Origin of the sequence: Olsenella sp. SW781 (genome assembly GCF_012027725.1) — a bacterium.
GTDB lineage: Bacteria > Actinomycetota > Coriobacteriia > Coriobacteriales > Atopobiaceae > Thermophilibacter.
Map to the genome: position 1 here is coordinate 154,248 of NZ_SJOU01000003.1, position 23,285 is coordinate 177,532.

The following is a 23,285-nucleotide window of genomic DNA, read 5'->3' on the forward strand; positions in this document are numbered from 1 at the left end:
CCGAGCGGCGCGCTTTTCTCGGCAGACGAGGGCACTCGCCTCATCGGCGCACGGCGCCGCCCGCCACGCGCCACAGCTCCGCGCGCGGGAACCACGCGAGCTCGCGCTCGTCGTGCGTGACCCAGAAGACGGTGCGGCCGGCCATCTCCGGCAGCAGGAACGCCATCACGCGCGCAACCGTCGCGTCGTCCATGCCCTTGAGCGGCTCGTCGAAGAAGAGCGCGTCGGCGTCCGCGAGCGCGCAGCGCAGGATGGCCACGCGCCGGCGCTGCCCGCCGGAGAGCTCGCGCACGGGACGCGCGTCCGCGGGCAGGCCCACCGCCTCAAGCGCCGCGCGCTCCCGGGCGAGAAACGCCTCGAGCTCGGCACCGCGCATCCTGCCGTGCGGCGCGCGGACGTTCGCCGTGGCCGTGAGGCTGTCCAGCAGCCGGTCCTCCTGGAACGTGGCGGCAAGGCGCGCTCCCGCCGGCCGCTCCACGGCGCCCGCGTCCGGCTCCGCGAGCCCCATCAGGAGGCGCAGGAGCGTGGTCTTGCCCGCTCCCGATGGCCCCATGAGCACGTGCGCCCGGGCGGGCGCGAACTCCGCCATGACGCCCGAGAGGACGCCCAGCTCGCCGTACGCCTTGGTGACGCCGCGCAATGCGAACCCGCCCGTCATGGCCTCGCCTCCCAGCGCGCCTGCGCCGCGGCCATCCCGCGGACGACGGCCCACTCCACGAGCGCGGAGAGCGCCACGATGGCGACGGTCCACGCGAAGAGGCTCGGCGTGTCGAGATAGACCTTGGCGTCGTAGAGGTGCTCGCCGATGGTGAAGTCCGGAAGGCCGATGACCTCGGCCGCGATGCCCGCCTTCCACGAGAGCCCGAGCCCGAGCGAGATGGCGGCGCGCACGTACGGCAGCACCTGCGGGGCGTAGACGAGCCGCACGCGCTCCCAGCCGCGGATGCCAAAGACCTCGGCCATCTCGACGAGGTCGTGGTCCGTCTGCTCGATGCCCTCGAGCACGTTGGTGTAGGCGACCGGCAGCGCCATGAGGAAGGCGATCACGACGGAGAGCTCGCGCGAGGAGACCCAGAGCAGCACGAGGATGACGAAGGACGCCACCGGCACCGCCTTCACGGCGCCCATCACGGGGGCGACGAGCTCGCGCACGGCGCGCCAGCGGCTCGCGAGCGCGGCGAGCGCCACGCCGAGGGCGAGCGCCGCCAGAAAGCCGAGGGCGATCCGCCCGAAGGAGAGCGCCACCGACGCCCAGAACTCCCCCGTCGCCACGAGCTCGGCGAGGCGGGCGAGGACCTGCGAGGGGCCCACGAGGATGATCTTGAGGTCGATGGCGCGCGCCGCGAGCTCCCAGGCCACGAGCCAGAAGGCCACCGCGGCGAGGCGGGCGGCCCACGCGCGGAGCCGCCCGCCCCCCTGGGGCCCGAGGTTCTTCTCGCCCCGCATCAGGCGCTACGCGCCGTAGTAGAAGTCGTCGCCGGGGACGGCGCCGCCCACGGCCTCGGGGTTCTGGTCCGCGAGGACCTGAAGGTAGCCGGAGAGCCGCTCCTTCATCTCCTCCCCCGTGACACAGACGATGTTGCACTCGGGGATGGCCTTCTTGGCCACCTGCGCGGGCACGATGTCGTAGGAGCCCACGAGCTCCGCGGCCTCGTCCACGTTCTCGTTCACGAAGTCGACGGACTCCGCGTAGTGCGCGAGGAAGGCGTCCACGGCCGCGGGGTTGGCGTCCGCGAACTCGGAGCGCACGATGGCCACGCCCGTGACCATGGAGCTCCGCTCGTCGCCGGTCTGGACGCGGTCCCACTCCTCGGTGAGGTCGAGCGCCACGCGGATCTGGTCGTTCTGGGCCTGCGCCGTGGTGACGAAGGGCTGCGGCAGCAGCGCCACCGCGTCTCCCGAGGAGGCGGCGAGCGCTGCCACGCACTCGGCGTGCTCGCTCTTCCACTCGATGGTCACGTCCTCGCCCACGGCAAGGCCGTTCTTCTCGAGCACGTACGCGAGGCCGTACTCGGTCGTGGACCCCTTGCCCGAGGAGAGGATCGTCTTGCCGCGCAGGTCCTCCACGCTGTGGACGGCGTCGCCGAGCTCGCAGATGTAGAGCACGCCGAGGGTGTTGATGGCGATGGCGCGCACGCCGCCGTCGTTCTTGTTGTAGAGCGTGGCCGCCAGGTTGGCGGGCACGGCGGCGATGTCCACCTCGCCCTTGGCGATGAGCGGCGTGACCTCGTCCGGCGAGGCCATGATCTGGAACGTGTAGTCGTTGTCGGCCGCGTTGCCGGCCTCGGCCTCGCTCATGAAGCGCACGAGCCCCATGGCCGTGGGGCCCTTGAGGGCCACGGCGCGCACCGCGACGGGCTCGGCGGGCTCCTGCGGCTCTTCCTCGGCCGCGGGCTCGCTTTCCGCCGGGGCCCCGCCGCCGCACGCGGCCAGGGCGAGCGTCATCGCGCCCGCACCCGCGACCTGCAGAAACGTCCTTCTGTTGAGCATGAGAGAACCTCCCCTTCCATGGTTGCACCAAGCAACGATAGCACGGGGAGGTTCCGCGGGCGCGTCCCTTTGGGCAAGCGGCACGAAGGACGGGCGTGCCGAGCGCGGCCCCCTACGACTTGACCTCGAACTTGGTCCCGCACCTGGGGCAGGTGACGCGGAGCTTGCCCTTGCCGCGCGGCACGCGGACCCTCTGCTTGCACGAGCTGCAGCGGGCGTGCTTGTAGGACCTGAGCTCCGCCCAGGCGGCGCGGGGGTTCTGGACCCAGGGGCGCGCGGGGCCGAGCGCGTTCAGGAACGCCTCGTTCTCTCGCGCGCGGCTGCCGAGGTTCTTGGACTGGATGCGGAACATCGCGTAGACGATGAGCGCGAGCGCCACCCAGCCGAGCCACGACGTGCGCGCGAAGAGGTTCACGACCACCACCACGATCGCCACGTTGACGCAGAAGGTGGCGAGGTCGTCCGGCCCCTGCCGTCCCCTCAGCCAGTCCGCGAGCTTGCGCTGCCAGTCACCTGATGCCATCTCTCCCCCTTGGTCGCATATCAACCCTTTGCTGATACCCATTCCTGGCCGTCTCTACACACGGCGGCAGGCGGCGCCCCCTCCGGGTACGTACGCGCCCCTTCCGGATACGTACGCCCACACGCCCCCCAAGTTCTTATCGACACGAGAGAGCCCCAGGTCAGAGGCCCGGGGCTCTCGCATCAACATGTGAAGTTCGTACGTACCCGGAGACGGAGTGTACGTACCCGGAGGGGATGCGTACGTACCCGGAGGGGATGCGTACGTACCCGGAAACGGGGCCTCCGCCCCAGGGCCCGGCGAGAAGGACCTAGCGGCCCTCGCCCATCACGTAGGCGCGCGCCAGGCGCTCGGTCTCAACGAGCGCGTCGACGTGGCAGCGCTCGCGGCCGTGGGTGTTGAGGCACGCCATGCCGAAGGCGCCGCTGCGCAGGTCGTTGCTGTGGGTGTAGGCGCCGTTGGCGTCCGTGGAGTAGTGGAAGCAGACCTGCGTGGTCCAGCGGCCCTCGGTGCAGGCCGCGCCCGCGCAGGCGATCAGCGTGTTGGTGAGGTCCCAGTCGTAGGGGCCCTTGGCGTCGGAGCAGATGACGGCCACGGAGTGCTCGTCGGTGCCCGCGTAGTCGGGGCCGATGAGCGTGATGTCCACGGCCACGTACTCGGAGACCTCGGCCGGCACCCAGGACGCGCCGTGGCCGATCTCCTCGTAGATGGGGAAGGCGAAGAGCGTGTCGTACGCGGGCTTCTCGCCAGTCTCCTTGAGCCAGCGAAGGACGTCGAGAAGGACGGCGACGCTGCCCTTGTCGTCGATGTGGCGGCTCACGATGTAGCCGTTGTCGAAGGCCTCGAAGTGCGGGTCGATGCCGATCATGGCGCCCTCGGTCACGCCGAGCGCGCGGGCGTCCTCCGGGCTCTTGACGTCGGCGATCAGGCTCACGGACATGGTGTCCTCGGTGCGCGCGTCGGTCTTGGCCTCGGCCCACACGTGGACGGAGTGGTGGTTGCAGATGACCTGACCGGCCACCGTGCGGCCGTCGCGGCAGTGGACGAGGCAGGTCTCGCCCTCGATGCTCGCGTAGTTGATGCCGCCGAGCTGGCGGACGCGAAGGGTGCCGTCATCGTTGAAGCCGCGCACCACGAGGCCGATGGTGTCGAGGTGGGCGCCGATGCACACGGTCTTCTCGCCGCTCTTTCCGGGCACGCGGACGTAGGCCGTGGCCTTGTTGTCGACGATCATCTCGTAGCCCAGGTCGGCGAGCGTGTCGCGCAGCCATGCGTGGACCTCGGGGTAGTAGCCCACGGGGCTCTCCACCTCGACGCACTCGTGGAGGGTGTCGATCAGGTACTGGGGGTCGATCTGGTGGCTCAAGGCTCCTCCTTCGTCGTGGCGGGCGCGGGCCCGCCCTTCCCTTCTCGTCGCGCTATTCTACGCCTGCGGGCGCGCATAGAGCGCCACGAGCTCCTGCAGCACGTCCACCATGCGCTCGAGCTCGCGCACCGGCACGAACTCGCGCACGCCGTGGGCGTTGTAGTAGCCCGCGGAGAGGTTCGCGCACGGGAAGCCGCGGAAGGAGAGCTGCGAGCCGTCGGTGCCGCCGCGCATGGGCACGCAGAACATCTCCTGCCCCGCCGCGGCGTACGCCGTGCGGGCGTTCTCGATGAGGTGCGCGTACTCCGGGCGGCAGATAACCTCGGCGAGGTTGCGGTACTGGTCCTTGAACTCCACGGAGACGACGTCGGCGCCCATCTGCGCGTTCACGAGGGCCGCAGCGTCGCGCATGATCTTCTCGCGCCGCTCCACCTGCGCCCAGTCGTGGTCGCGGATGATGTAGTCCGAGGAGGCCTCCTCGCAGGAGCCCTCGATGCGCTCGAGGTAGAAGAAGCCGTCGTAGCCCTCGGTGAACTCCGGGCGCTCGGCGGCGGGCAGGAGCTGGTGGAAGCGGACGAGCGCCTCGGAGGCGTTGACCATCTTGCCCTTGGCGGTGCCGGTGTGGACGGAGACGCCGTGCGCGCGGACGAAGGCCTCCACGGCGTTGAAGGTCTCGTAGCAGAACTCGCCGAAGGGGCCGCCGTCGATGGTGTAGCCGTACGCCGCGCCGAAGGCGTCGAGGTCGAGGAGCGCCGCGCCGTGGCCGATCTCCTCGTCCGGCACGAAGGCGAGCGCGAGGCGCGGGTGCGGGAGCGCCGGGTCCTCCCTCAGGCGGGCGAGAAGGGCCACGCACTCGGCCACGCCGGCCTTGTCGTCCCCGCCGAGAAGCGACGTGCCGTCCGTGACCACGAGCTCCTCCCCCGCCATGCGCTCGAGCTCGGGGTTCATCTGGGGGCTCAGGGTCACGGGGCGGCCGTCGCGCCCGGTGCCCAGGGCGAGCTCGCCGCCCTCGTAGCGCACGACGCGCGGGCGCACCGGGTCGCCCCAGGACTGCCAGGCGGTGTCCAGGTGGCAGCAGAGGCCGAGCGTGGGCAGGCCCTCGGCGCCGGCGCTCGCGGGCCAGTGGGCCGTCACGTAGGCGTGCTCGTCAACGGTCACGTCCTCGGCGCCGAGCGCGCGCAGGTCCGCGGCCACGACCTCGGCAATCTTGAACTGGGACTCGGTCGACGGCACGTGGTCGGCGGTCAGGGGGTTGGACTGCGAGGGAACCTCGCAGTAGCGGATGAAGCGGTCGAGCACGTCAGACATGGCTGGCTCCAATCGACGATGCGTCCTTTGGTCTATCGGACCTCGGCTTATCGGTCCGAGCGCGATTCTCCCACAAAGGCCCCTACAGATGAGTGACAGGTTTCGAACGGATGAGGCCCCCTGGGGCGCCCCGTCCGTCCAAAACCTGTCACTCGAGCGTGCCAAATAAACCTGACGCCAGTGGCGCGCCAAATAAACCTGACGCCAGTGGCGCGGTGGCGCGGTGGCGCGGGGCGCGGCTACTTGGCGGAGAGGGCCGCCTCCGCCTCGGCGAGGGCGGCGGCCATGACGGGCTGGCGCTCCTCGGCCGTGAGGCCCTCGTCAAAGAGGTGGCACGCGCAGCGGTGGCCGGGCGCGACCTCGTGCATCTCGGGCGCGCGCTCGCCGCAGACCCTCATGCACTGCGGGCAGCGCGTGTGGAAGACGCAGCCCTGGGGCGGGTTGGTGGGGCTGGGGACGTCGCCCTCGAGGATCTTCTTGTCCTGGATGCGCTCGTGGCGTATGCGCGGGATGACGTCCAGCAGCGCCTTGGTGTAGGGGTGCAGCGGGTTGTCGAAGAGCTCCTCCTTGCTGGCGAGCTCCATCGTGTGGCCGAGGTACATGACCATCACGGTGTCGGAGATGTGCTTCACCACCGAGAGGTCGTGGCTGATGAAGATGTAGGAGAGGCCGAACTTCTCCTGTAGCTCCTCCAGCAGGTTGATGACCTTGGCCTGGACCGAGACGTCGAGCGCCGAGACCGGCTCGTCGCAGACCACGACCTCGGGCTTCAGCACGATGGCGCGCGCGATGCCGATGCGCTGGCGCTGGCCGCCGGAGAACTCGTGCGGGTAGCGGTACTTGTACGCGAGGTCCAGGCCCACGGCCTTCATGATCTGCTCGACGCGGGCGTCGCGCTCGGCGCGCGTCTTGTAGGTCTTGGCGATGTCGATCGGCTCGGCGATGATGTCGGCCACCGTCATGCGCGGGTTGAGGGAGGAGTACGGGTCCTGGAAGATGAGCTTCATCTTCTGGCGGGCGCGCGTGAGCTCGTCGCCCTTGAGCGCGGTGAAGTCCTCGCCGTCGAGCGTGACCGTGCCCTCGGTGGGCTCGGTCAGGCGCAGGACGCACTTGCCCGTGGTGGACTTGCCGCAGCCGGACTCGCCCACGATGGCGAAGGTCTCGCCGCGGTGCACCTCGAAGGAGACGTCCTCGAGCGCGTGCACGTAGGCGCCGGTCCTGCCGAAGACGCCCTTCTTCACGGGATAGCGCTTGGTGAGGTGCTCGACCTTGAGCACGACGTCCGTCATGTCGGCGTTTCTGCCCACGCTACTCACCCCACTTCTCTGAGTCGAACATCCAGCAGGCCACGGTGTGGTTCTCGTTGCCGTCGAGCGGCGCCACGTGCGGGCACTCCCTGCGGCAGACGTCCTTGGCGTACGGGCACCTCGGGTGGAAGGGGCAGCCCGAGGGCAGCTCGTCGAGCATGGGGACGTTGCCCGGGATGGCGTAGAGCTTCTCCACCGCGTCGTCGAGCGACGGGATGGAGTTGATGAGGCCAATCGAGTACGGGTGCTTGGGGTTGGTGAAGAGCTCGGAGGCGAGCGTGTACTCCACGAGGTGACCCGCGTACATGACGGCCACCCAGTCGGCCATCTCCGAGACGACGCCCATGTCGTGCGTGATGAGCATGACCGCCGTGCCCAGCTCCTCGCGCATGCGGTCGATGAGCTGGAGGATCTGCGCCTGGATGGTCACGTCGAGCGCCGTGGTGGGCTCGTCGCAGATGAGCAGCGCCGGCTGGCAGGCAAGGGCCATGGCGATCATCACGCGCTGGCGCATGCCGCCGGAGAGCTCGTGCGGGTAGCTCTTGAAGACCTTCTCCGGCGCGGGGATGCCCACGAGCTTGATCATCTCCAGGGCGCGCGCGTCGGCGTCCTTCTTGGGCATCTTGGGGTTGTGCACGAGGATGCCCTCGCGGATCTGGCGCCCCGCCGTCATGACGGGGTTGAGCGAGGTCATGGGCTCCTGGAAGATCATGCCGATCTTGCTGCCGCGGTAGGTGCGCATCTCGTCGCGCGTGAGCGCCGCAAGGTCAGCCCCCTCGAGCAGGATCTTGCCGCCCACGATCTTGGCCGGCGGCTGGGGCAGAAGGCCCATGATGGAAAGCGCGGTCATGGACTTGCCGCAGCCCGACTCGCCCACCACGGCGAGCGTCTCGCCGCGGCGCATGACGAAGGACAGGTTGCGGATTGCGGGCAGCGCCCCGTCCTCGGTGAACAGCGTCACCGAGAGGTCCTGAACGTCGAGAAGGACCTCGGCGCGGGCGGCCTGATCGAGCGCCTGCTCGGTGACCTCCTCCGCGACGTCGCGAAGCTCGGCGTTGACCGAGACGTTGGTCTCTGACATGGATCCTCCCCTCCTAGGAGCGCATCTTCGGGTCGAGGGCGTCGCGCAGGGCGTCGCCGAGCAGGTTGAATGCCATGACCGTGATGATGATGGCGATGCCCGGGATGACGCTGTAGTACGTGCTCGACTGGATGTAGGGCTGGGCGGCGTTGATCATCTGGCCCCAGCTCGACATCGGCGGCTGGACGCCGAGGCCGAGGAAGGAGAGCGAGGCCTCGGACATGATGGCCGAGGGGATGCCGAGCGTGGTGGTGACGATCAGCGTGGAGACGCAGTTGGGCAGCAGGTGCTTCATGATGATGCGCCAGCTCTTGCCGCCCGAGAGGATGCAGCTCTGGATGTACTCGGAGCCCTTGAGGCGCATGACGTCGCCGCGCACGAGGCGCGCCGTGGACGCCCAGCCCAGAAGGCCGAGCGCGACGTACAGGTTCACGAGGCCCGGCCCCAGCGCGTACATGACGACGATGGCGAAGAGCAGGAACGGGAAGCTCGAGAAGACCTGGATCACGAAGGAGATGACCGCGTCGACCTTGCCGCCGAAGTAGCCGGCGCACACGCCCGCGAGAAAGCCGATGACGAGGGCGATGGCCTGCGAGACCACGCCCACGGAGAGCGAGACGCGGCAGCCGTATATGACGCGGGAGAGGATGTCGCGGCCGAACTCGTCGGTGCCGAAGGGGTGCGCGGCCGAGGGGGCCTGGAGCATGTTGGCGAGCTCCTGGACGTCCGGGTCATAGGGCGCGAGCACCGGCGCCAGGATCGCCACGAGGGCGAGAAGGACGACGACGCCGAGGCAGAAGACGCCGACCTTGTTCTTCTTGAAGATGTTCCAGCTCACGGCCCAGTAGCTCGAGGCGCGGCGCTTGACGGGGCCGTCGTCCTCGGGGCTGCCGGTGGGGACCTGGGCCTCGGAGGCGCGCTCGGCGACGTCCATGGCCTTCTGGACCTTGGGGCTGTTCTTGTCGCTCGTGAGGAGAGCCATTACTCAGCCGCCTCCTTCCCGAGTCGGATGCGCGGGTCGACGACCGCGTACAGGATGTCCACGATGAGGTAGACGGCCACGCAGATGACCGCGATGTACATGACGCCGCCCTGGATGAGGGGCAGGTCGCGGGAGTTGATCGCGTCGAGCAGGAGCTTGCCCATGCCCGGCATCATGAAGATCGACTCGATGAGGATCGAGCCCGTGAGGATCTCGCCGAGCTGGGTGCCCGCGATGGTGATGATGGGGATGAGCGCGTTCCTCAGGCCGTGGGCGATGATGACCGTCCACTTTCGGACGCCCTTGGCCTCGGCGGTGCGCATGAAGTCCTGCGAGAGGACGTCGAGCATGCTCGTGCGCGTGACGCGGGCGATCGAGGCGGCGTAGCGCACACCGAGCGCGATCACCGGCAGCACGAAGGCCTGCCAGGTCTTGATGCCGGAGAGCGGGAACCACTTGAGCGTGAGCGCGAAGACGATCTGGAAGATCACGGCAACCCAGAAGACCGGGGCGGAGATGCCCAGGATCGAGAGGGCCATGAGGGCGCGGTCGATCCACTTGCCGTGGTTGACGGCCGCGATGACGCCGATGAGGAGCCCGAGCGCGAGCGCGAACACGTAGGCGAGGCCGGCGAGGCGGGCCGTGGTGAGGAAGGCCTGGCCCATGAGGGTCACGACGGGCTTGCTCTGCGTGTACGAGGTGCCGAAATCACCCTGCAGCATGTTGGTGAGCCAGCGCGCGTACTGCACCTCGACGGGGTCGTTCAGGCCCATCTGCTCGCGGATGCGCTCGACCGTCGCGTCGTCGGCCATCTCGCCCACCATGATGCGCACCGGGTCGCCCGGCACGATGTTCAGGACGAAGAACGTGATGGCGGAGATGGCGAAGACCACGCCGATCGCCAGCAGGACCCTCTTGATGAGAAAGCTTCTCACCGCCTGCTCCTTTCTTCTCGCTCGGGCGCGCCGCCCCCTCTCCTGCCGGATGCGCGCGCCGCAACGTGGGGCGCCCCGGCACGCAGGAGAGCCGTGCCGGGGTGCCCTCTCTCAGGACGTCGACTAGGCCGAGTAGTTCGGGTCGGACGTGTCGATGTCGATGTCGAACATGTGGTAGATCAGGTTGCCGACCTTGGCGTTCTTGACGTAGGACTTGGCGACGAAGGAGTTCTTCGGCCAGTACAGCGGAATCGTCGCAAAGTCGACGCGGGTGACCAGGTTGTCGGCCTGCTTGTAGAGGTCGGCGCGGACGTCCTGGTCCTGCTCCTGGCGCGCCTCGGTGACGAGCTGGTCGAACTCGGGGCTGTTGTAGAACGAGGACTTGCCCTTGGCGTTGTCGGAGAGGAAGTACGTGTAGAGGTGGTTGTCGCCGTCGGCATAGAGCGGGAACCAGCCCACGGCCGTGATCTGGCAGTTGCCGTCGGCCCAGTCGGAGGACCAGACGCCGTTGTCCTCGATGGTGAGCTTGAGGTCGACGCCAATCTCCTTCCAGTAGCTCTGGACGACGGTCATGTACGTCTCGTAGAGGTTTGCGCGGATCTTGGCCTCGAGCTGAAGGCCCTCGGCGCCGGCCTCCTTGATGAGCTCCTTGGCGCGCTCGGGGTCATACGGGATCTCGGCGTCGGAGTCGTGGCCCGGGGTCTGCGGGGCGAGCCAGCCCATGGCGGGCGTGCCGGCGCCGGCGAGGACGGTGTCCACGAGGGCCTGGCGGTCGATGGAGATGGAGAGCGCCTCGCGGACGCGCGGGTCGGTGAGGCCCATGTCGTCACGCAGGTTGAGGTTCACGAAGTGCACGCCGAGCGTCTCGTAGAGCGTGATCTGGTCCTTGACGTCCGGGTCCTCCTGGTACTGCTTGAGCAGCGTGGCCTCGAGGTCGCACCAGTCGATGTCGCCGTTCTTGAAGGCGAGGAGCTTGGTGTTGTTGTCGTCGTAGTAGATGATGTGGACCTCGTCGAGGGCGGGCTCGCCGTCGTGGTACTCGGCGAACTTCTCCATGACGACCTCGGTGGTGTCGTCGTTGGAGACGATCTTGTACTTGCCGGTGCCCACGCAGTCGGTGCCCCAGCCCCACTTGCGGCCCTCGGACTCGACCTTCTCGACGGCGGCCTGCGGGAAGATGTCCGCGTAGTTGATGCCGAGGTTGTTGATGAAGGAGACCATCGGGTACTCGAGGACGAAGGTGAAGTGGGTGTCGTCCTCGACGGTCAGGCCCTCGAGCTCGGTGGCCTCGCCGTTGAGCATGGCCTTGGCGCCCTTGATCATGTCATACATGTAGGTGGACTTGGCCGCGGTCTCGGGCTTGAACATGCGCTCGAAGGAGAACTTGACGTCGTTGGCCGTGAGCGTGGAGCCGTCGTGGCACGTGATGCCCTCCTTGAGGGTGCAGTGCAGGGTCACGCCGTCATCCTCGAACGTGGGGATCTCGGTGAGCAGGCACGGGACGAGCTCGTTGTCCTCGGTCCAGCGCAGCGGGGCCTCGAAGATGCAGTCGGCAACCGAGGAGGAGCCGGAGTTCGTGGAAATCTGCATGTCCAGGCCGAGCTTGGGGTTGGACTGGCCGAAGCGCAGGATCTTCTTGACGGAGCCGTCCTCGTTGGTGGCGGGGGCCTCCTCCCCGCCGCATCCGGCGAGGGCCGCGGTGGCGGTGGCGGCACCCGCGAGGGCAGCGCCCTTCACGAAGCCGCGACGGGTGATCTTGTCGCTCATTGACATTCCTCCCTTGGTTACGTGGCGCGCCTTCCTCCGGCGCGCGGCATCTTCATTATGGGAGGCCAACTGTCAGTCCCTTGAAACCTTAACGTACGATTTACTTTGCTAAAGTCCTCTCGGCTTCCCCTCCCTTGAGCCCGGCCGGCCGTTGTCCCATCCGGGGTTGCGGCAATCCTGTCGACTTTGGCGTTGCCCAATCTGGGGTCGTGGCAGCAATCGGGCTGCCATAACCCCCAATCCCGCAACAGGGCGAGAAGAACGCCCAGTTGACGTCCCTCTCCGATTGCCACGACCCCCAATGCGACAACGCGGCCTGCCCGGAAATTGCCGCGACCCCCAATTCCGCAGCGCGCGGAGGCCAGCTCGCCCCCCCGACCGAAAAAAGGGCCGCCCCGTGGGGCGGCCCTTGCTGAGGCTCCGTGAGAGAGGCGCTACTCGGCGTCCTCGTCCTTCTCGGCAGGCTTGTCGCTCTCGGGGAGCGGCTTGACCTCGACCTCGGTGCCGAGGGTCTCGGCCGCGGCCTTCATGGAGAGGGAGATGCGACGACGGTCGAGGTCGATCTCCATGACCTTCACCTGGACGGTGTCGCCCACGGTGCAGACCTGGGACGGCTGGTCGACATGCTGCTTGGCCATCTCGGAGATGTGCACGAGGCCCTCCACGCCCTCGCCGAGGTCGACGAACGCGCCGAAGGTGACGAGCTTGGTGACGGTGCCCTCGACGATGGCGTCGACCGGGTACTTCTTGACGAGGGAGCGCCAGGGGTCCTCGGTGGTCTGCTTGAGGCCGAGGGAGATGCGCTCGCGGTTGAGGTCGACGTCGAGAACCTGGACCTCGACCTCCTGGCCGACCTTGACGACCTCGGAGGGGTGGTTGACGTGGTTCCAGGAGAGCTCGGAGATGTGCACGAGGCCGTCGATGCCGCCGAGGTCGACGAAGGCGCCGAAGTCGACGATCGAGGAGACGGTGCCCTTGAGGCGCATGCCGACCTGCAGCTTGGAGAGGATCTCCTGGCGCTCGGCCTTGCGGGCCTCCTCGAGGACGACGCGGCGGGAGAGGACGACGTTGTTGCGGTTGCGGTCCATCTCGATGACGCGGGCCTCGATTCGGGTGCCGAGGTAGGCGTTGAGGTCCTTGACGCGACGGAGGTCGACGAGGGAGGCGGGCAGGAAGCCGCGCAGGCCGATGTCGAGGATCAGGCCGCCCTTGACGACCTCAATGACCTCGCCCTCGACGGTCTCGCCGGAGTTGAACTTCTCCTCGACGGCGTTCCAGGCGCGCTCGTACTCGGCACGCTTCTTGGACAGGACGAGACGGCCCTCCTTGTCCTCCTTCTGGAGAACGAGCGCCTCGATCTCGTCACCCATGGCGACGACCTCGGCCGGGTTGATGTCCTTGCGGATGGAGAGCTCGCGGGACGGGATGACGCCCTCGGACTTGTAGCCGATGTCAAGCAGAACCTCATCGCGCTCGATCTTGACGACGGTGCCGGTGACAAGATCGCCCTCATCGAAGTCGGTCACGGTGCCGTCGATGAGGTTGTTCATCTCCTCGTCTGAGATGTCATCCAGGGAGAAGATGGACGAGTTCTGAATCTCACTCAAAGGTGGACCCCTTTCGAACAACGGGGCCCCGGTCGTCATGGTCGCTGCCTGCAGTGCCTAGAATCGTGGCGTCTACGTGGAAACTTACATGCTCTCGGGGGCCGACAGATACGGTTGTGCGGGCCCCTGTGCCCACACGTGGACTAGAGTAGCGTTATGTGAGTGTGTATTTCAAGCGGAACTCTTGGGTATCTAGTAATTTTCTTACAGGAAATCTGCGGGGACGTCGCGCGCGCCCGAGGCGACGCAACGTCCCCTGACGCGACCAGGGAGGCCACCGTGATACGAGCCGTGCTCTTCGACCTCGACGACACGCTGCTGCGCCTCAACCTCACGGCCTTCGTGGCGCGCTACGTCGCCGGCGCCTCTCGGCTGCTCGCCGAGGCCGCGCGCACGAGCCCGGCCGCCCTCGGGGTCCCCTTCGTGCGGAGCCTGCTCGCCATCGACTCGCAGGACCGGCAGGACTCGCTCACCAACGAGCAGCTCTTCAACCAGACGTTCCAGGCGGCCTCGGGCATCCCGCTCGACGACCCCGTCATCCACGACCTCATCGACTGCTACGAGCGCGAGGTCGTCCCCGGCTACGCGCGCGGCATCGTGGCGGCGCGCCCCGTCGAGGGCGCGCGCGAGGCTATCGACGCCGTCTGGTCCGAGGGCCTCGTCTGCGCGCTCGCCACCAACCCCACGTTCTCCCTCGCCTGCGACCGCGCCCGGATGGAGTGGGCGGGCGTCCACGTGGACGACTTCGCCCTCGTCTCCACCATCTCGAACTCCACGCGCTGCAAGCCGAGCGCCCGCTACTACCAGGAGTTCGCCAACCTCCTGGGCGTTCGTCTCGAGGAGTGCCTCATGGTCGGCAACGACGCCGTGCGCGACCTGCCGCGCGCCGACTGCGGCCTGCGCACCGCCTACGTGGGCCACGCCCGGCCCAAGCGCGCCGTCTGGCGCGGCTCCATGGCCGAGCTCGCCCGCGAGCTGCCGGGCCTGGTCCGCCGACTCAACGAGGCCGACGCGCGCAAGGCGCGCTGAGGCGGGGCGCCCGGGGCCGTTTTGGCGCCGCCCTAGAAGACCGGGGTGTACATATCCCCCTCCGGCTCAGACAAAGGGACAGTTGCGAGAATAGGTGAGGGGTAGATATGTACACCCCGGTCTTTTACCCATGCCACCTCGGCGCCAGAAGTCCCGCCTCATGGGGTGGCCGCCCCTCCCCCGTGGCCGGATAATCCCCCTTTTGCCGGGAACTCTCCCTGGTTGGGCGCAACCTTTGATGCGCCACAAGCCCCACGGGGCGAGAAGAACCGTCACGCTCCCGAATCCGCCCCTTTCCACGGCGGTTGGGCCGCCGCGGGCGCCGCCACAGAAACGCCGCCCCGCACGACCGCGGGGGTCGGGCGGGGCGGCGACGGGAGGTTCTTCTCGCCAGGCGGGCTGGCCGGGGCGCTACACCCAGAAGAGCATCTGGTTGTAGGTGGGCACGGGCCAGTAGTCCTCGCCGCAGACCTTCTCCATGGCGTCCACGCACTCGCGCAGGTGCGCCATGGAGGGCAGGACGTTGTCGCGGTAGGCGAAGCACTGCTCGAGCGGGTCTGCCACCTCGCGGGCGGAGGCGTTGTTGGCCTCGAGGTCGGCCGCGGCCTCGTGGATGGCGGAGATGCCGTCCGTGAGCGTGCGCACGAGCTCCTTCTCGACCGGGCTCTCGATGCCGATCTCGGCCTTGGTGGCCACGGAGGTCGCGATGTCCCCCGAGTAGTCGAAGAGCGCCGGCAGGTAGAGGTGGCGCGCCATGTAGACCATGGTGTTGGCCTCGATGTTCAGGAGCTTGGCGTACTGCTCGGCCTTGGAGACGTAGCGGGCGTGGAGCTCGGCCTCGTTCAGGACGTGGTACTTGGCGTAGAAGGCCACGGTCTCGGGCGCGGTGATGCAGGAGAGGGTGTCCGGCGTGGTCTTGAGGTTGGGCAGCCCGCGGCGGGCGGCCTCGGCCTCCCACTCCTCGGAGTAGCCGTTGCCCTCGAAGAGCACGCGCTGGTGGTCGCGCAGGGTGTGGCGCACCCAGCGCATGGCGAGCGCGGTGAACTCGTCGCCCGTCTTGCCCTCGAGCTTGGTGGCGAAGCGGTCGCACTGCTCGGCCACCGCGGTGTTGAGGACCACGTTGGGGTCGGAGAGGTTCTGCTGGCTGCCGCACATGCGGAACTCGAACTTGTTGCCCGTGAAGGCGAAGGGCGAGGTGCGGTTGCGGTCAGTGGTGTCGCGCAGGAGGTCGGGCAGCGCGGGGACGCCGAGGTCCATGCGCTCGGCCTCGTGGACCTCCGGCTCCTCCTTGTGGATGAGCGCCTCAACGATCTCGTGGAGCTGGTCGCCGAGGAAGACCGAGATGATCGCCGGCGGCGCCTCGTTGGCGCCAAGTCGGTGGTCGTTGCCGGCGGAGGCGACGCTCATGCGCAGCAGGTCGGCGTGCTCGTCGACGGCGGCCACGAGCGCGGCCAGGAAGACGAGGAACTGCAGGTTCTCGCTCGGCACCTCGCCGGGCTCCAGGAGGTTCTTGCCATCGGCGCAGATGGACCAGTTGTTGTGCTTGCCCGAGCCGTTCACGTACTCGAAGGGCTTCTCGTGCTCGAGGCAGGCAAGGCCGTGGCGCGTGGCCAGGAGCTTGAGCTTCTCCATCGTGAGGAGGTTGTCGTCGATGGCGAGCGACCCCTGCTCGAAGATCGGCGCGAGCTCGTGCTGGCAGGGGGCGACCTCGTTGTGCTTGGTCTTGACCGGCACGCCGAGCTTCCAGAGCTCGTCGTCGACCTCCTTCATGAAGTCGTTGACCGTCGGGCGGATGGCGCCGAAGTAGTGCTCCTCGAGCTCCTGGCCCTTGACCGGCTCGCAGCCGAAGAGCGTGCGGCCGCAGTAGATGAGGTCAGGGCGCTTCTCGTAGTCCTCCTCCTTGATGAGGAAGTACTCCTGCTCGGGCCCGATCGTGGTGAAGACGCGCTTGGGCTCGCGGCCGAAGAGCGCGAGCACGCGCTTCGCCTGCTTCTCGAGGGCCACCTGCGAGCGCAGGAGCGGCGTCTTCTTGTCGAGCGCCTCGCCGTTGTAGGAGACGAATGCCGTGGGGATGCACAGGACCTCGTCCTTGATGAAGGCCGGGCTCGTGGGGTCCCACGCGGTGTAGCCGCGCGCCTCGAAGGTCGCGCGCAGGCCGCCGGAGGGGAAGGAGGACGCGTCCGGCTCGCCCTGGACGAGCTCCTTACCCGAGAAGGACATGAGGATCGTGCCGTCGTCGATGGGCGTGAGGAAGCTGTCGTGCTTCTCGGAGGTGATGCCCGTGAGCGGCTGGAACCAGTGGGCGAAGTGCGTGGCGCCCTTCTCGAGCGCCCACTCCTTCATCGCGTGCGCGACCTCGTTTGCGATGTCGAGGTCGAGCGGCTTGCCGTCGTCGATGACCTGGCGAAGCTCCTTGTACGTCGGCTTGGGAAGCCGCTCCTGCATCACGGCGTCCGTGAAGAGCAGGTTCCCGTACTCCTCTGTGACCTTGTCCTTGCCCATGTGCGCCCCTTTTCGTCGTCGGCGTTGTGGCTTACGGCGGAATACTCTAAGGGGTCATTATTTCACGACCGTTGCCCCCGCGTGAAGCTCGCGGTGACGTTTGGTTGCCGTCGTGGGGCGTCCCGGTAACGAACGGCCGTGCGGAGGGGGCAGCCGCCGTGCAAAGGGGACAGTCACTTTTGCACGGTGCTCGCGTGCAAAAGTGACTGTCCCCTTTGCACGGCGGCTGCCCCCTCCGCACGGCCCCCTCTGCACGGTCCTTCTCGCCCGTCACTTCTCCAGAAACCACTTCCAGGCCGGTACCACCCGCACGGTCCCGCCCGGCGTTGAGACCTCGTCCTCCTCGTCAAGCGTCACGAGCGTCGAAGTCGAAAGGCTCGTCTCGGCCATCGCCCGCTCCAGGTTGCCGACCTCGCTTCGATACTTTGTCGAACGGGCTCCGCCCTCCCCCGGCCGCGTTGCCCCGCTCTCAACGGCAACCTGCACCAGCTCGTACTCGGCCGCGAGCAGCGCGTCGCCAACCACGAAATCCACCTCCGGGCATGCGGGCGAGCTGTAGCGGGCAATGACCCGGTCGCGATCTCCAGCGTGACGCCGCTTGAGCCCCATGAAGACCGCGGTCTCCAGCCTCTGCCCCAGGTCGACGTGACTGGCGGGCGCCACGGCGAGCGAGAGTCCCTGGTCCACGGAGTACAGCTTGTAGGCCGCCTTGGGGTTGTCGGCAATCGAGCGCGAATAGTCCGCGAGCTTGAACGCCAGATGAGCGTCCTGGAAGTCGTCGAGCAGCGCATAGGCCGACTCACTCGATATGGAAACCCCGGCGCCGCGCATGGCGTTTACCTGCTTGTTCACCGAGAACTTCAGGCCCGTCGAGCGTAGCGCGGCGAGGGCGAGCCGCCGCCCCGCCCTGAACGACGCGTTCCCAAAGCGCTCGAGCACATCCTTGGTCACAATCTCGTCAGCATAGGCCTGCAAGAGCCGCACGCGGTCGATGGGGGTCATGCCCTGGACCGCGGGAAAGCCGCCGATGTCGAGATAGCTGAGAAATGCCTGAGAGAGCGCCGCCGCATCGCGCGTCGTGAAGATCTGGCCGGACGGAAGCGCGTCCCACCCGTGAAACGAGCAGAACTCGGCGAAGTCGAGCGGCCAAACCTCCGTTGCAAGCGAGCGGCCCCTCAGCCTGGTGGGGATGTCCAGAGAGAGCAGCTTCGAGGACGAGCCTGTGAGCACGAGCGTCACGTCGTTCTGCTCGGCGACGCGCCGCGCGAACGACGCCCAGTTGGGTATGTCCTGGATCTCGTCGAAGAAGAGGTAGCAGCCCCGAGCCGCTGCGGGGACGAGCGCGTAGTAGGCGTCCAGGACCCGCGACGCCGTGAGCTCGTCAAGCTCGCCCAAGCGGTCGTCGTCAAAGGGGAAGTACAGCATGAGCTCCCGCGGAACGCCCGAGCGCGCCAGGTCATCCATGAGCTGGAACAGGCGGAACGTCTTGCCGCAGCGCCGCACGCCGATGAGGGTTGTGATGATGTTGCGACGCGCGGGGGCGGGCAGCTCGCCAAGCGCGTCACGTCGGCGCACGTATGTCGGGAGCTCATAGGCAAGGTACTCCGCCACGAGCTGCTCATACATGGGATGCTCCAATCTTCTTCGGATTTCGGAGAAGATTGTACCTTAGCTTCTTCGGAATCCGAAGAAGTTTGGCGTGCGAGGGGGCCGTGCAGAGGGGGCAGCCGCCGTGCAAAGGGGACCGTGCAAAGGGGACAGTCACTTTTGCACGCGAACACCGTGCAAAAGTGACTGTCCCCTTTGCACGGTCCCCTTTGCACGGCGGCTGCCCCCTCTGCACGGCCCCCTCGCACGGCCTCCTCCGCACGGTCCTTCTCGCCTACAATGATGCGAGCCAACAGACGAGAGGACGCACATGCCAGACGCCACCCGCACCATCGCCGTCATCGACGGAAACTCCCTCATGCACCGCGCGTTCCACGCGATTCGCCAGCCCATGAGCGCGCCGGACGGGCGCGCCACCAACGCCCTCTTCGGGTTCTTCAACATGTTCATCAAGATGGTGGACACCTTCCGCCCCGACGGCGTGATCTGCGCCTTCGACAAGGGCAAGCCGCGCGTGCGCATGGAGATGCTGCCGCAGTACAAGGCCCAGCGCCCGCCGATGGACCCGGCGCTGCACGAGCAGTTCCCCATGGTGAAGGAGCTGCTCGGCGCGCTCGACGTCCCCGTGGCCGAGCTCGAGGGCTGGGAGGGCGACGACATCCTGGGCACCCTGGCCCGGCGCGGCGAGGCGGCCGGCTACGACATGTACCTCTTCACCGGCGACCGCGACATGTACCAGCTCACGACCGACCACGTGAAGGTCGTCTCCACCAAGAAGGGCGTGACGGACGTGGTGATCATGGACCCCTCCACGGTGGAGGACCTCTACCACGGCATCACGCCGGAGCTCGTGCCCGACTTCTACGGCCTCAAGGGCGACTCCTCGGACAACATCCCCGGCGTGCCCGGGATCGGCCCCAAGAAGGCGGCCGCCCTCATCGTGCAGTACGGCAGCCTCGACGAGGTCATCGCGCACGCCGACGAGGTCAAGGGCAAGATGGGCGAGAACCTGCGCGCCCACGTGGAGGACGCGCTCGTCTCCCGCAAGGTGGCCACGATCCGCACGGACGCGCCGATCGAGCTCGACCTCGCCGACGCGCGCTTCCCCACCTTCGACCCGGTGGAGGTCACGCGCGCGTTCTCCGCGCTCGGGTTCACGGGCATGACCTCGCGCCTCGTCCGGCTTGCCGGCGAGGAAGCCGTCGCCGCCGCACGCCAGGCGCTCGGCGAGAAGGACGAGCCCGCCCCGGCCGGCGTGGAGCTGCCCGCGCCGCTCGTCGCCGACGACGCGCTCGCGGCGCTCGACGCGGCCATGCGGGACGGCTGGGTCGGCGTGGCGCTTGACGACGACCGCGCCGACGGGGCGCTCTTCGGCCTCGCGCACGTCCTGTGGGCCTACGACGGCGAGCGGCTCCTGCGCCTCGAGGGCGACGCCGCCGACGGGGCGCTCGCCCGGCTCCTGCGCGAGGGGCGCGTGGCCGCCGGCGACGTCAAGGCGCTCATCCACGCGCTCTCCCCCGCCGACTCGTCCAAGCCCGAGCTCCTCTCGCCCGGCGAGGTCGACCCCGCCCGCATCTTCGACGTCGCCGTGGCCGCCTACCTGCTCGACTCCGAGCGCGGCTCCTTCGGCCCCGCGGAGCTCGCAGAGGCGTACCTCGCCGAGACCCTCCCCGCCGCGAGCGACGAGCTCCCCGAGGCAGCACTCGACGCGGTGCGCGCGCGCCTGCTCGTGCCGGCGCTCTCCGAGCGCATGGAGCGCGACGGCGCCACGGGGCTCTTCCGCGACATGGAGATGCCGCTCCTGCCGGTGCTCGCCGAGATGGAGCGCGTGGGCCTCGGCGTGGACGTGAGCGTGCTCGCGGCCCAGTCCTCAGAGCTCGGCGCGGAGATCGAGGGCATGGTCGAGAAGATCCACGCCGCCGCCGGCGAGGACTTCAACATCGACTCCCCGCAGCAGCTCTCCCACGTGCTCTTCGACGTGCTCGGGCTTCCCACCTTCGGCCTCAAGCGCACCAAGCGCGGCTTCTACTCCACCAACGCCAAGGTCCTCGGCGACCTGGCGAACGAGCACCCCATCGTGGCCGAGGTACTCGACTACCGCGAGCGCTCCAAGATCAAGAGCACCTACCTCGACGCCCTCCCCGCGCTCGTGGCGGGCGACGGGCGCATCCACACCACGCTCAACCAGACGGTGACGGCCACCGGGCGCCTCTCGAGCTCGGACCCCAACCTGCAGAACATCCCCACGCGCTCCGAGCTCGGCCACCGCGTGCGCCAGGCGTTCACGGTGCCCGAGGGCAGCGTGTTTCTCGCCTGCGACTACTCGCAGATCGAGCTCAGGCTGCTCGCCCACCTCTCCGGGGACGAGCACCTGGTCGCCGCCTTCTGCGAGGGCGCGGACTTCCACGCCGCCACCGCGGCGCGCGTCTTCGGCGTGCCGGTGGAGGAGGTCACGCCGCAGCTGCGCAGCCGTGCGAAGGCCGTGAACTTTGGCATCGTCTACGGGCAGCAGGCCTTTGGCCTCGCGAGCTCGCTCAAGATTCCGCGCGCCGAGGCGCAGGAGATGATCGACCGCTACTTCGAGGCCTACCCCGGCGTGCGCGCCTTCCTCGACGAGGCGGTGCGCGTCGCCCACGAGCGCGGGTACGCCGAGACGCTCTACGGCCGCCGCCGGCACATCCGCGAGTTCCAGCAGAGCAACCGCCAGCTCATCGCCTTCGGCGAGCGCACCGCGATGAACCACCCGATGCAGGGCACCGCCGCGGACATCATCAAGATCGCGATGGTGCGCGTGGAGCGGCGCCTCCACGAGGAGGGCCTTGCCGCCAAGCTCGTGCTGCAGATCCACGACGAGCTGGACCTCGAGGTCCCCGAGGCCGAGGTCGAGACCGTGAGCGCGCTCGTGCGCGAGACGATGGAGGGCGTGGTGAAGCTGCGCGTGCCGCTGCTCGCCGAGGTCTCCTATGGCGCCAACTGGGCGGAGGCCAAGTGATGGCGAGCTGGGAGGAGTTTGCGCGCTCGGCGGGAGAGAGGCTCGCGACGGGCGAGAGGGACGTGCGCCCCGGCGCCCTCATGCAGGTGCAGGCCTGGTCGGACGGCTCCTCGCGCGGCAACCCGGGGCCAGGGGGCTACGGAGCGGTTCTTCGCTACGCGGGGCCAGACGGCCGCACCTATGAGCGCGAGCTCTCGGCGGGATATCGCCGAACCACCAACAACCGCATGGAGCTCATGGGGGCGATCGCGGCGCTCGAGGCGTTGCGCCGCCCCTGCGCGGTCACGATGACGACGGACTCGCAGTACGTCTGCAACGCGTTCAACAAGAACTGGATCGGCGGCTGGCTCCGCCGCGGATGGAAGACCGCGAGCAAGCAGCCGGTGAAGAACGTCGACCTCTGGAAGCGGCTGCTGACCGCCTGCGACTCGCACGAGGTCACCTGGGTCTGGGTCAAGGGCCACGCGGGGCATCCCGAGAACGAGCGCTGCGACGAGCTGGCGACGTCCGCCGCCGACGGGACGGGCCTTCAGGAGGACGCCGGCTTCGAGGGATAGCGGCGGCGCGAGGCTCTTCTCGGTCGTTCTTCTCGCCCGCCTCCCGTTCTTCTCGCCCGCGTCCCGTACTTCTCGGCCGCCTCCCCTCCCACCTCCTTAGGTGAGCATAATCTTCGAACTAGCACGACTCACCTAAGGACGAGGCGAGAAGAACAACTGGGCAAACGTCACTCACCTAAGAAAATCGTGCAAGAAAGTTCGATATCTGTGCTCACCTAAGTCGCGGGGCGAACCGCGAGCGAGCAAGCGGGGCAGCGCGGCAAGGGCGCGAGCGCGTCGTAGGCGAGTTTTTCACCCGTCTTCCCGGCCCTTCTCGCCGGCTCTTCTCGCCGTGCGCTAAGTGAGCAAAGACTTCGAACTTTCTCGACTCACCTAAGCGCGGGGCGAGAAGAACAACTGCGCTAACGTGACCCACCTAAGAAAACCACGCAAGATAGCTAGATTAATTTGCTCACCTAAGCGCGCAGGAGAGCAGGGCGCGCAGGAGAGTAGGGTACACGGGAGAGTAAGGCGCACAGGAGAGCGCGGCCTCCTGGTCGCCTCGCCGGGGAACGGCGGCCGTGCCGGCTGGCGGCCGGCGGCGCCTCACATGCGAAACGCCGCCACGAGCTCGGTCACGCCGTTGAAGACGAGGCCGAAGCCGGCAATGGAGAACATGAGGTCGACGAGGGCAAACGGCGAGGCCACCACGAGCACGCCGAGGATGACGGTGAGGACGGCGAGCACCGTCCCCATGCCGGCGGCCGGGGAGCCCAGCGCCGCGAGCGAGCGCGCCTCCGCGAAGTCGCCAAGGCCGGAGAAGAGGATGAACACGCCCACGATCACCACGAGCCAGTTCACGAACATCCCGGGCCAGAACCAGAGAATGGCGCCGAAGACCAGCTCGACGAGGCCGACGAAGAGGTCGGACTGCGTCGAGACGTCGCGGGCGCGGGCGTAGCCCACGAGCGTGATCGCGCCCGTGATGGCGAGCACCCCGCCGAAGAGGGTCGTGAGGAAGAGCGCCACGCCGGCCGGGTTGAGCAGGATCACCACGCCGGTGAGAAGCGAGGCGATTCCCATGAGGACCACCGTCGCGCGGGCGCGCTGGAACGAGTTAGCCATGATGCCACCTTAGGTTGGGCGACGGACTCTCCGTCGCATGACGTCTTTCTACCCGCTCGCCGCGCGCGCCAACGCGGCGAGCCCCGCCGCGCGATACACTACCCACGTGGAATCTCTCGGAAGCGAC

At 68.2% G+C, this 23,285-nt stretch carries 18 protein-coding genes; 3 read left to right on the plus strand and 15 right to left on the minus strand.

The window, feature by feature from the left end; all coding sequences use genetic code 11:
* Positions 1-40: 40 nt before the first annotated feature.
* From E0L17_RS02795 to rpsA, 12 genes are all read right to left on the minus strand, one after another.
* The gene (locus E0L17_RS02795) at positions 41-658 is read right to left on the minus strand and encodes an ATP-binding cassette domain-containing protein (protein ID WP_206108973.1); all 618 of its coding nucleotides are present in this window, start codon (positions 656-658) and stop codon (positions 41-43) included.
* Positions 655-1,446 carry an ABC transporter permease gene (locus tag E0L17_RS02800; protein WP_167929753.1) on the minus strand — a complete coding sequence of 264 codons (792 nt, stop codon included), beginning with the start codon at positions 1,444-1,446 and terminating at the stop codon, positions 655-657. The genes E0L17_RS02795 and E0L17_RS02800 overlap by 4 nt, the downstream gene beginning before the upstream one ends.
* A gap of 6 nt (positions 1,447-1,452) precedes the next feature.
* Entirely contained in the window at positions 1,453-2,490 is a 1,038-nt protein-coding gene (locus E0L17_RS02805) for an ABC transporter substrate-binding protein (protein WP_167929754.1), read from the minus strand.
* 112 nt (positions 2,491-2,602) lie between these two features.
* Positions 2,603-3,013, minus strand: a complete 411-nt coding sequence (locus tag E0L17_RS02810) for a zinc ribbon domain-containing protein (protein WP_167929755.1) — start codon at positions 3,011-3,013, stop codon at positions 2,603-2,605.
* A 310-nt stretch (positions 3,014-3,323) separates the two neighbouring features.
* On the minus strand, positions 3,324-4,379 hold the full coding sequence (locus E0L17_RS02815; RefSeq protein WP_167929756.1) for a M20/M25/M40 family metallo-hydrolase: 1,056 nt from the start codon (positions 4,377-4,379) through the stop codon (positions 3,324-3,326).
* Between the two features lie 57 nt (positions 4,380-4,436).
* Positions 4,437-5,687 (minus strand): peptidase T, encoded by a 1,251-nt coding sequence (pepT, locus tag E0L17_RS02820; RefSeq protein ID WP_167929757.1) that lies wholly within the window; start codon positions 5,685-5,687, stop codon positions 4,437-4,439.
* A gap of 239 nt (positions 5,688-5,926) precedes the next feature.
* The gene (locus E0L17_RS02825; RefSeq protein ID WP_167929758.1) at positions 5,927-6,976 is read right to left on the minus strand and encodes an ABC transporter ATP-binding protein; all 1,050 of its coding nucleotides are present in this window, start codon (positions 6,974-6,976) and stop codon (positions 5,927-5,929) included.
* Positions 6,977-6,995: 19 nt separating this feature from the next.
* A complete protein-coding gene (locus E0L17_RS02830) occupies positions 6,996-8,075 on the minus strand; it encodes an ABC transporter ATP-binding protein (RefSeq protein ID WP_167929759.1) in 1,080 nt (359 codons plus the stop codon).
* A 13-nt stretch (positions 8,076-8,088) separates the two neighbouring features.
* Positions 8,089-9,057, minus strand: coding sequence for an ABC transporter permease (locus E0L17_RS02835; protein ID WP_167929760.1), 969 nt, complete (start codon positions 9,055-9,057; stop codon positions 8,089-8,091).
* Positions 9,057-9,992, minus strand: coding sequence for an ABC transporter permease (locus E0L17_RS02840; RefSeq protein ID WP_167929761.1), 936 nt, complete (start codon positions 9,990-9,992; stop codon positions 9,057-9,059). Before E0L17_RS02840 ends, E0L17_RS02835 begins: the two co-directional genes overlap by 1 nt.
* Before the next feature lie 123 nt (positions 9,993-10,115).
* On the minus strand, positions 10,116-11,759 hold the full coding sequence (locus E0L17_RS02845) for an ABC transporter substrate-binding protein (RefSeq protein WP_167929762.1): 1,644 nt from the start codon (positions 11,757-11,759) through the stop codon (positions 10,116-10,118).
* 434 nt (positions 11,760-12,193) lie between these two features.
* A complete protein-coding gene (rpsA, locus tag E0L17_RS02850; protein WP_075279845.1) occupies positions 12,194-13,366 on the minus strand; it encodes a 30S ribosomal protein S1 in 1,173 nt (390 codons plus the stop codon).
* 279 nt (positions 13,367-13,645) lie between these two features.
* Between rpsA and E0L17_RS02855 the strand changes: the two genes are divergently transcribed.
* Positions 13,646-14,395, plus strand: a complete 750-nt coding sequence (locus E0L17_RS02855) for an HAD family hydrolase (protein ID WP_167929763.1) — start codon at positions 13,646-13,648, stop codon at positions 14,393-14,395.
* Positions 14,396-14,806: 411 nt separating this feature from the next.
* On the opposite strand, the gene E0L17_RS02860 is transcribed toward E0L17_RS02855, so the two are convergent.
* Together E0L17_RS02860 and E0L17_RS02865 are read right to left on the minus strand one after the other, a co-directional pair.
* The gene (locus E0L17_RS02860) at positions 14,807-16,897 is read right to left on the minus strand and encodes a glutamine synthetase III family protein (protein ID WP_167929764.1); all 2,091 of its coding nucleotides are present in this window, start codon (positions 16,895-16,897) and stop codon (positions 14,807-14,809) included.
* A 270-nt stretch (positions 16,898-17,167) separates the two neighbouring features.
* Positions 17,168-18,523: an ATP-binding protein gene (locus E0L17_RS02865; protein ID WP_167929765.1), complete on the minus strand. Its 1,356-nt coding sequence runs from the start codon at positions 18,521-18,523 to the stop codon at positions 17,168-17,170.
* Between the two features lie 292 nt (positions 18,524-18,815).
* On the opposite strand from E0L17_RS02865, the gene polA reads away from it, so the two are divergent.
* The gene (gene polA, locus E0L17_RS02870; protein WP_167929766.1) at positions 18,816-21,497 is read left to right on the plus strand and encodes a DNA polymerase I; all 2,682 of its coding nucleotides are present in this window, start codon (positions 18,816-18,818) and stop codon (positions 21,495-21,497) included.
* Positions 21,498-21,577: 80 nt separating this feature from the next.
* Positions 21,578-22,054, plus strand: a complete 477-nt coding sequence (gene rnhA / locus E0L17_RS02875) for a ribonuclease HI (RefSeq protein WP_167929789.1) — start codon at positions 21,578-21,580, stop codon at positions 22,052-22,054.
* Between the two features lie 585 nt (positions 22,055-22,639).
* Here rnhA and E0L17_RS02880 read toward each other — a convergent pair.
* The gene (locus E0L17_RS02880; RefSeq protein WP_167929767.1) at positions 22,640-23,158 is read right to left on the minus strand and encodes an HdeD family acid-resistance protein; all 519 of its coding nucleotides are present in this window, start codon (positions 23,156-23,158) and stop codon (positions 22,640-22,642) included.
* Positions 23,159-23,285: the final 127 nt, after the last annotated feature.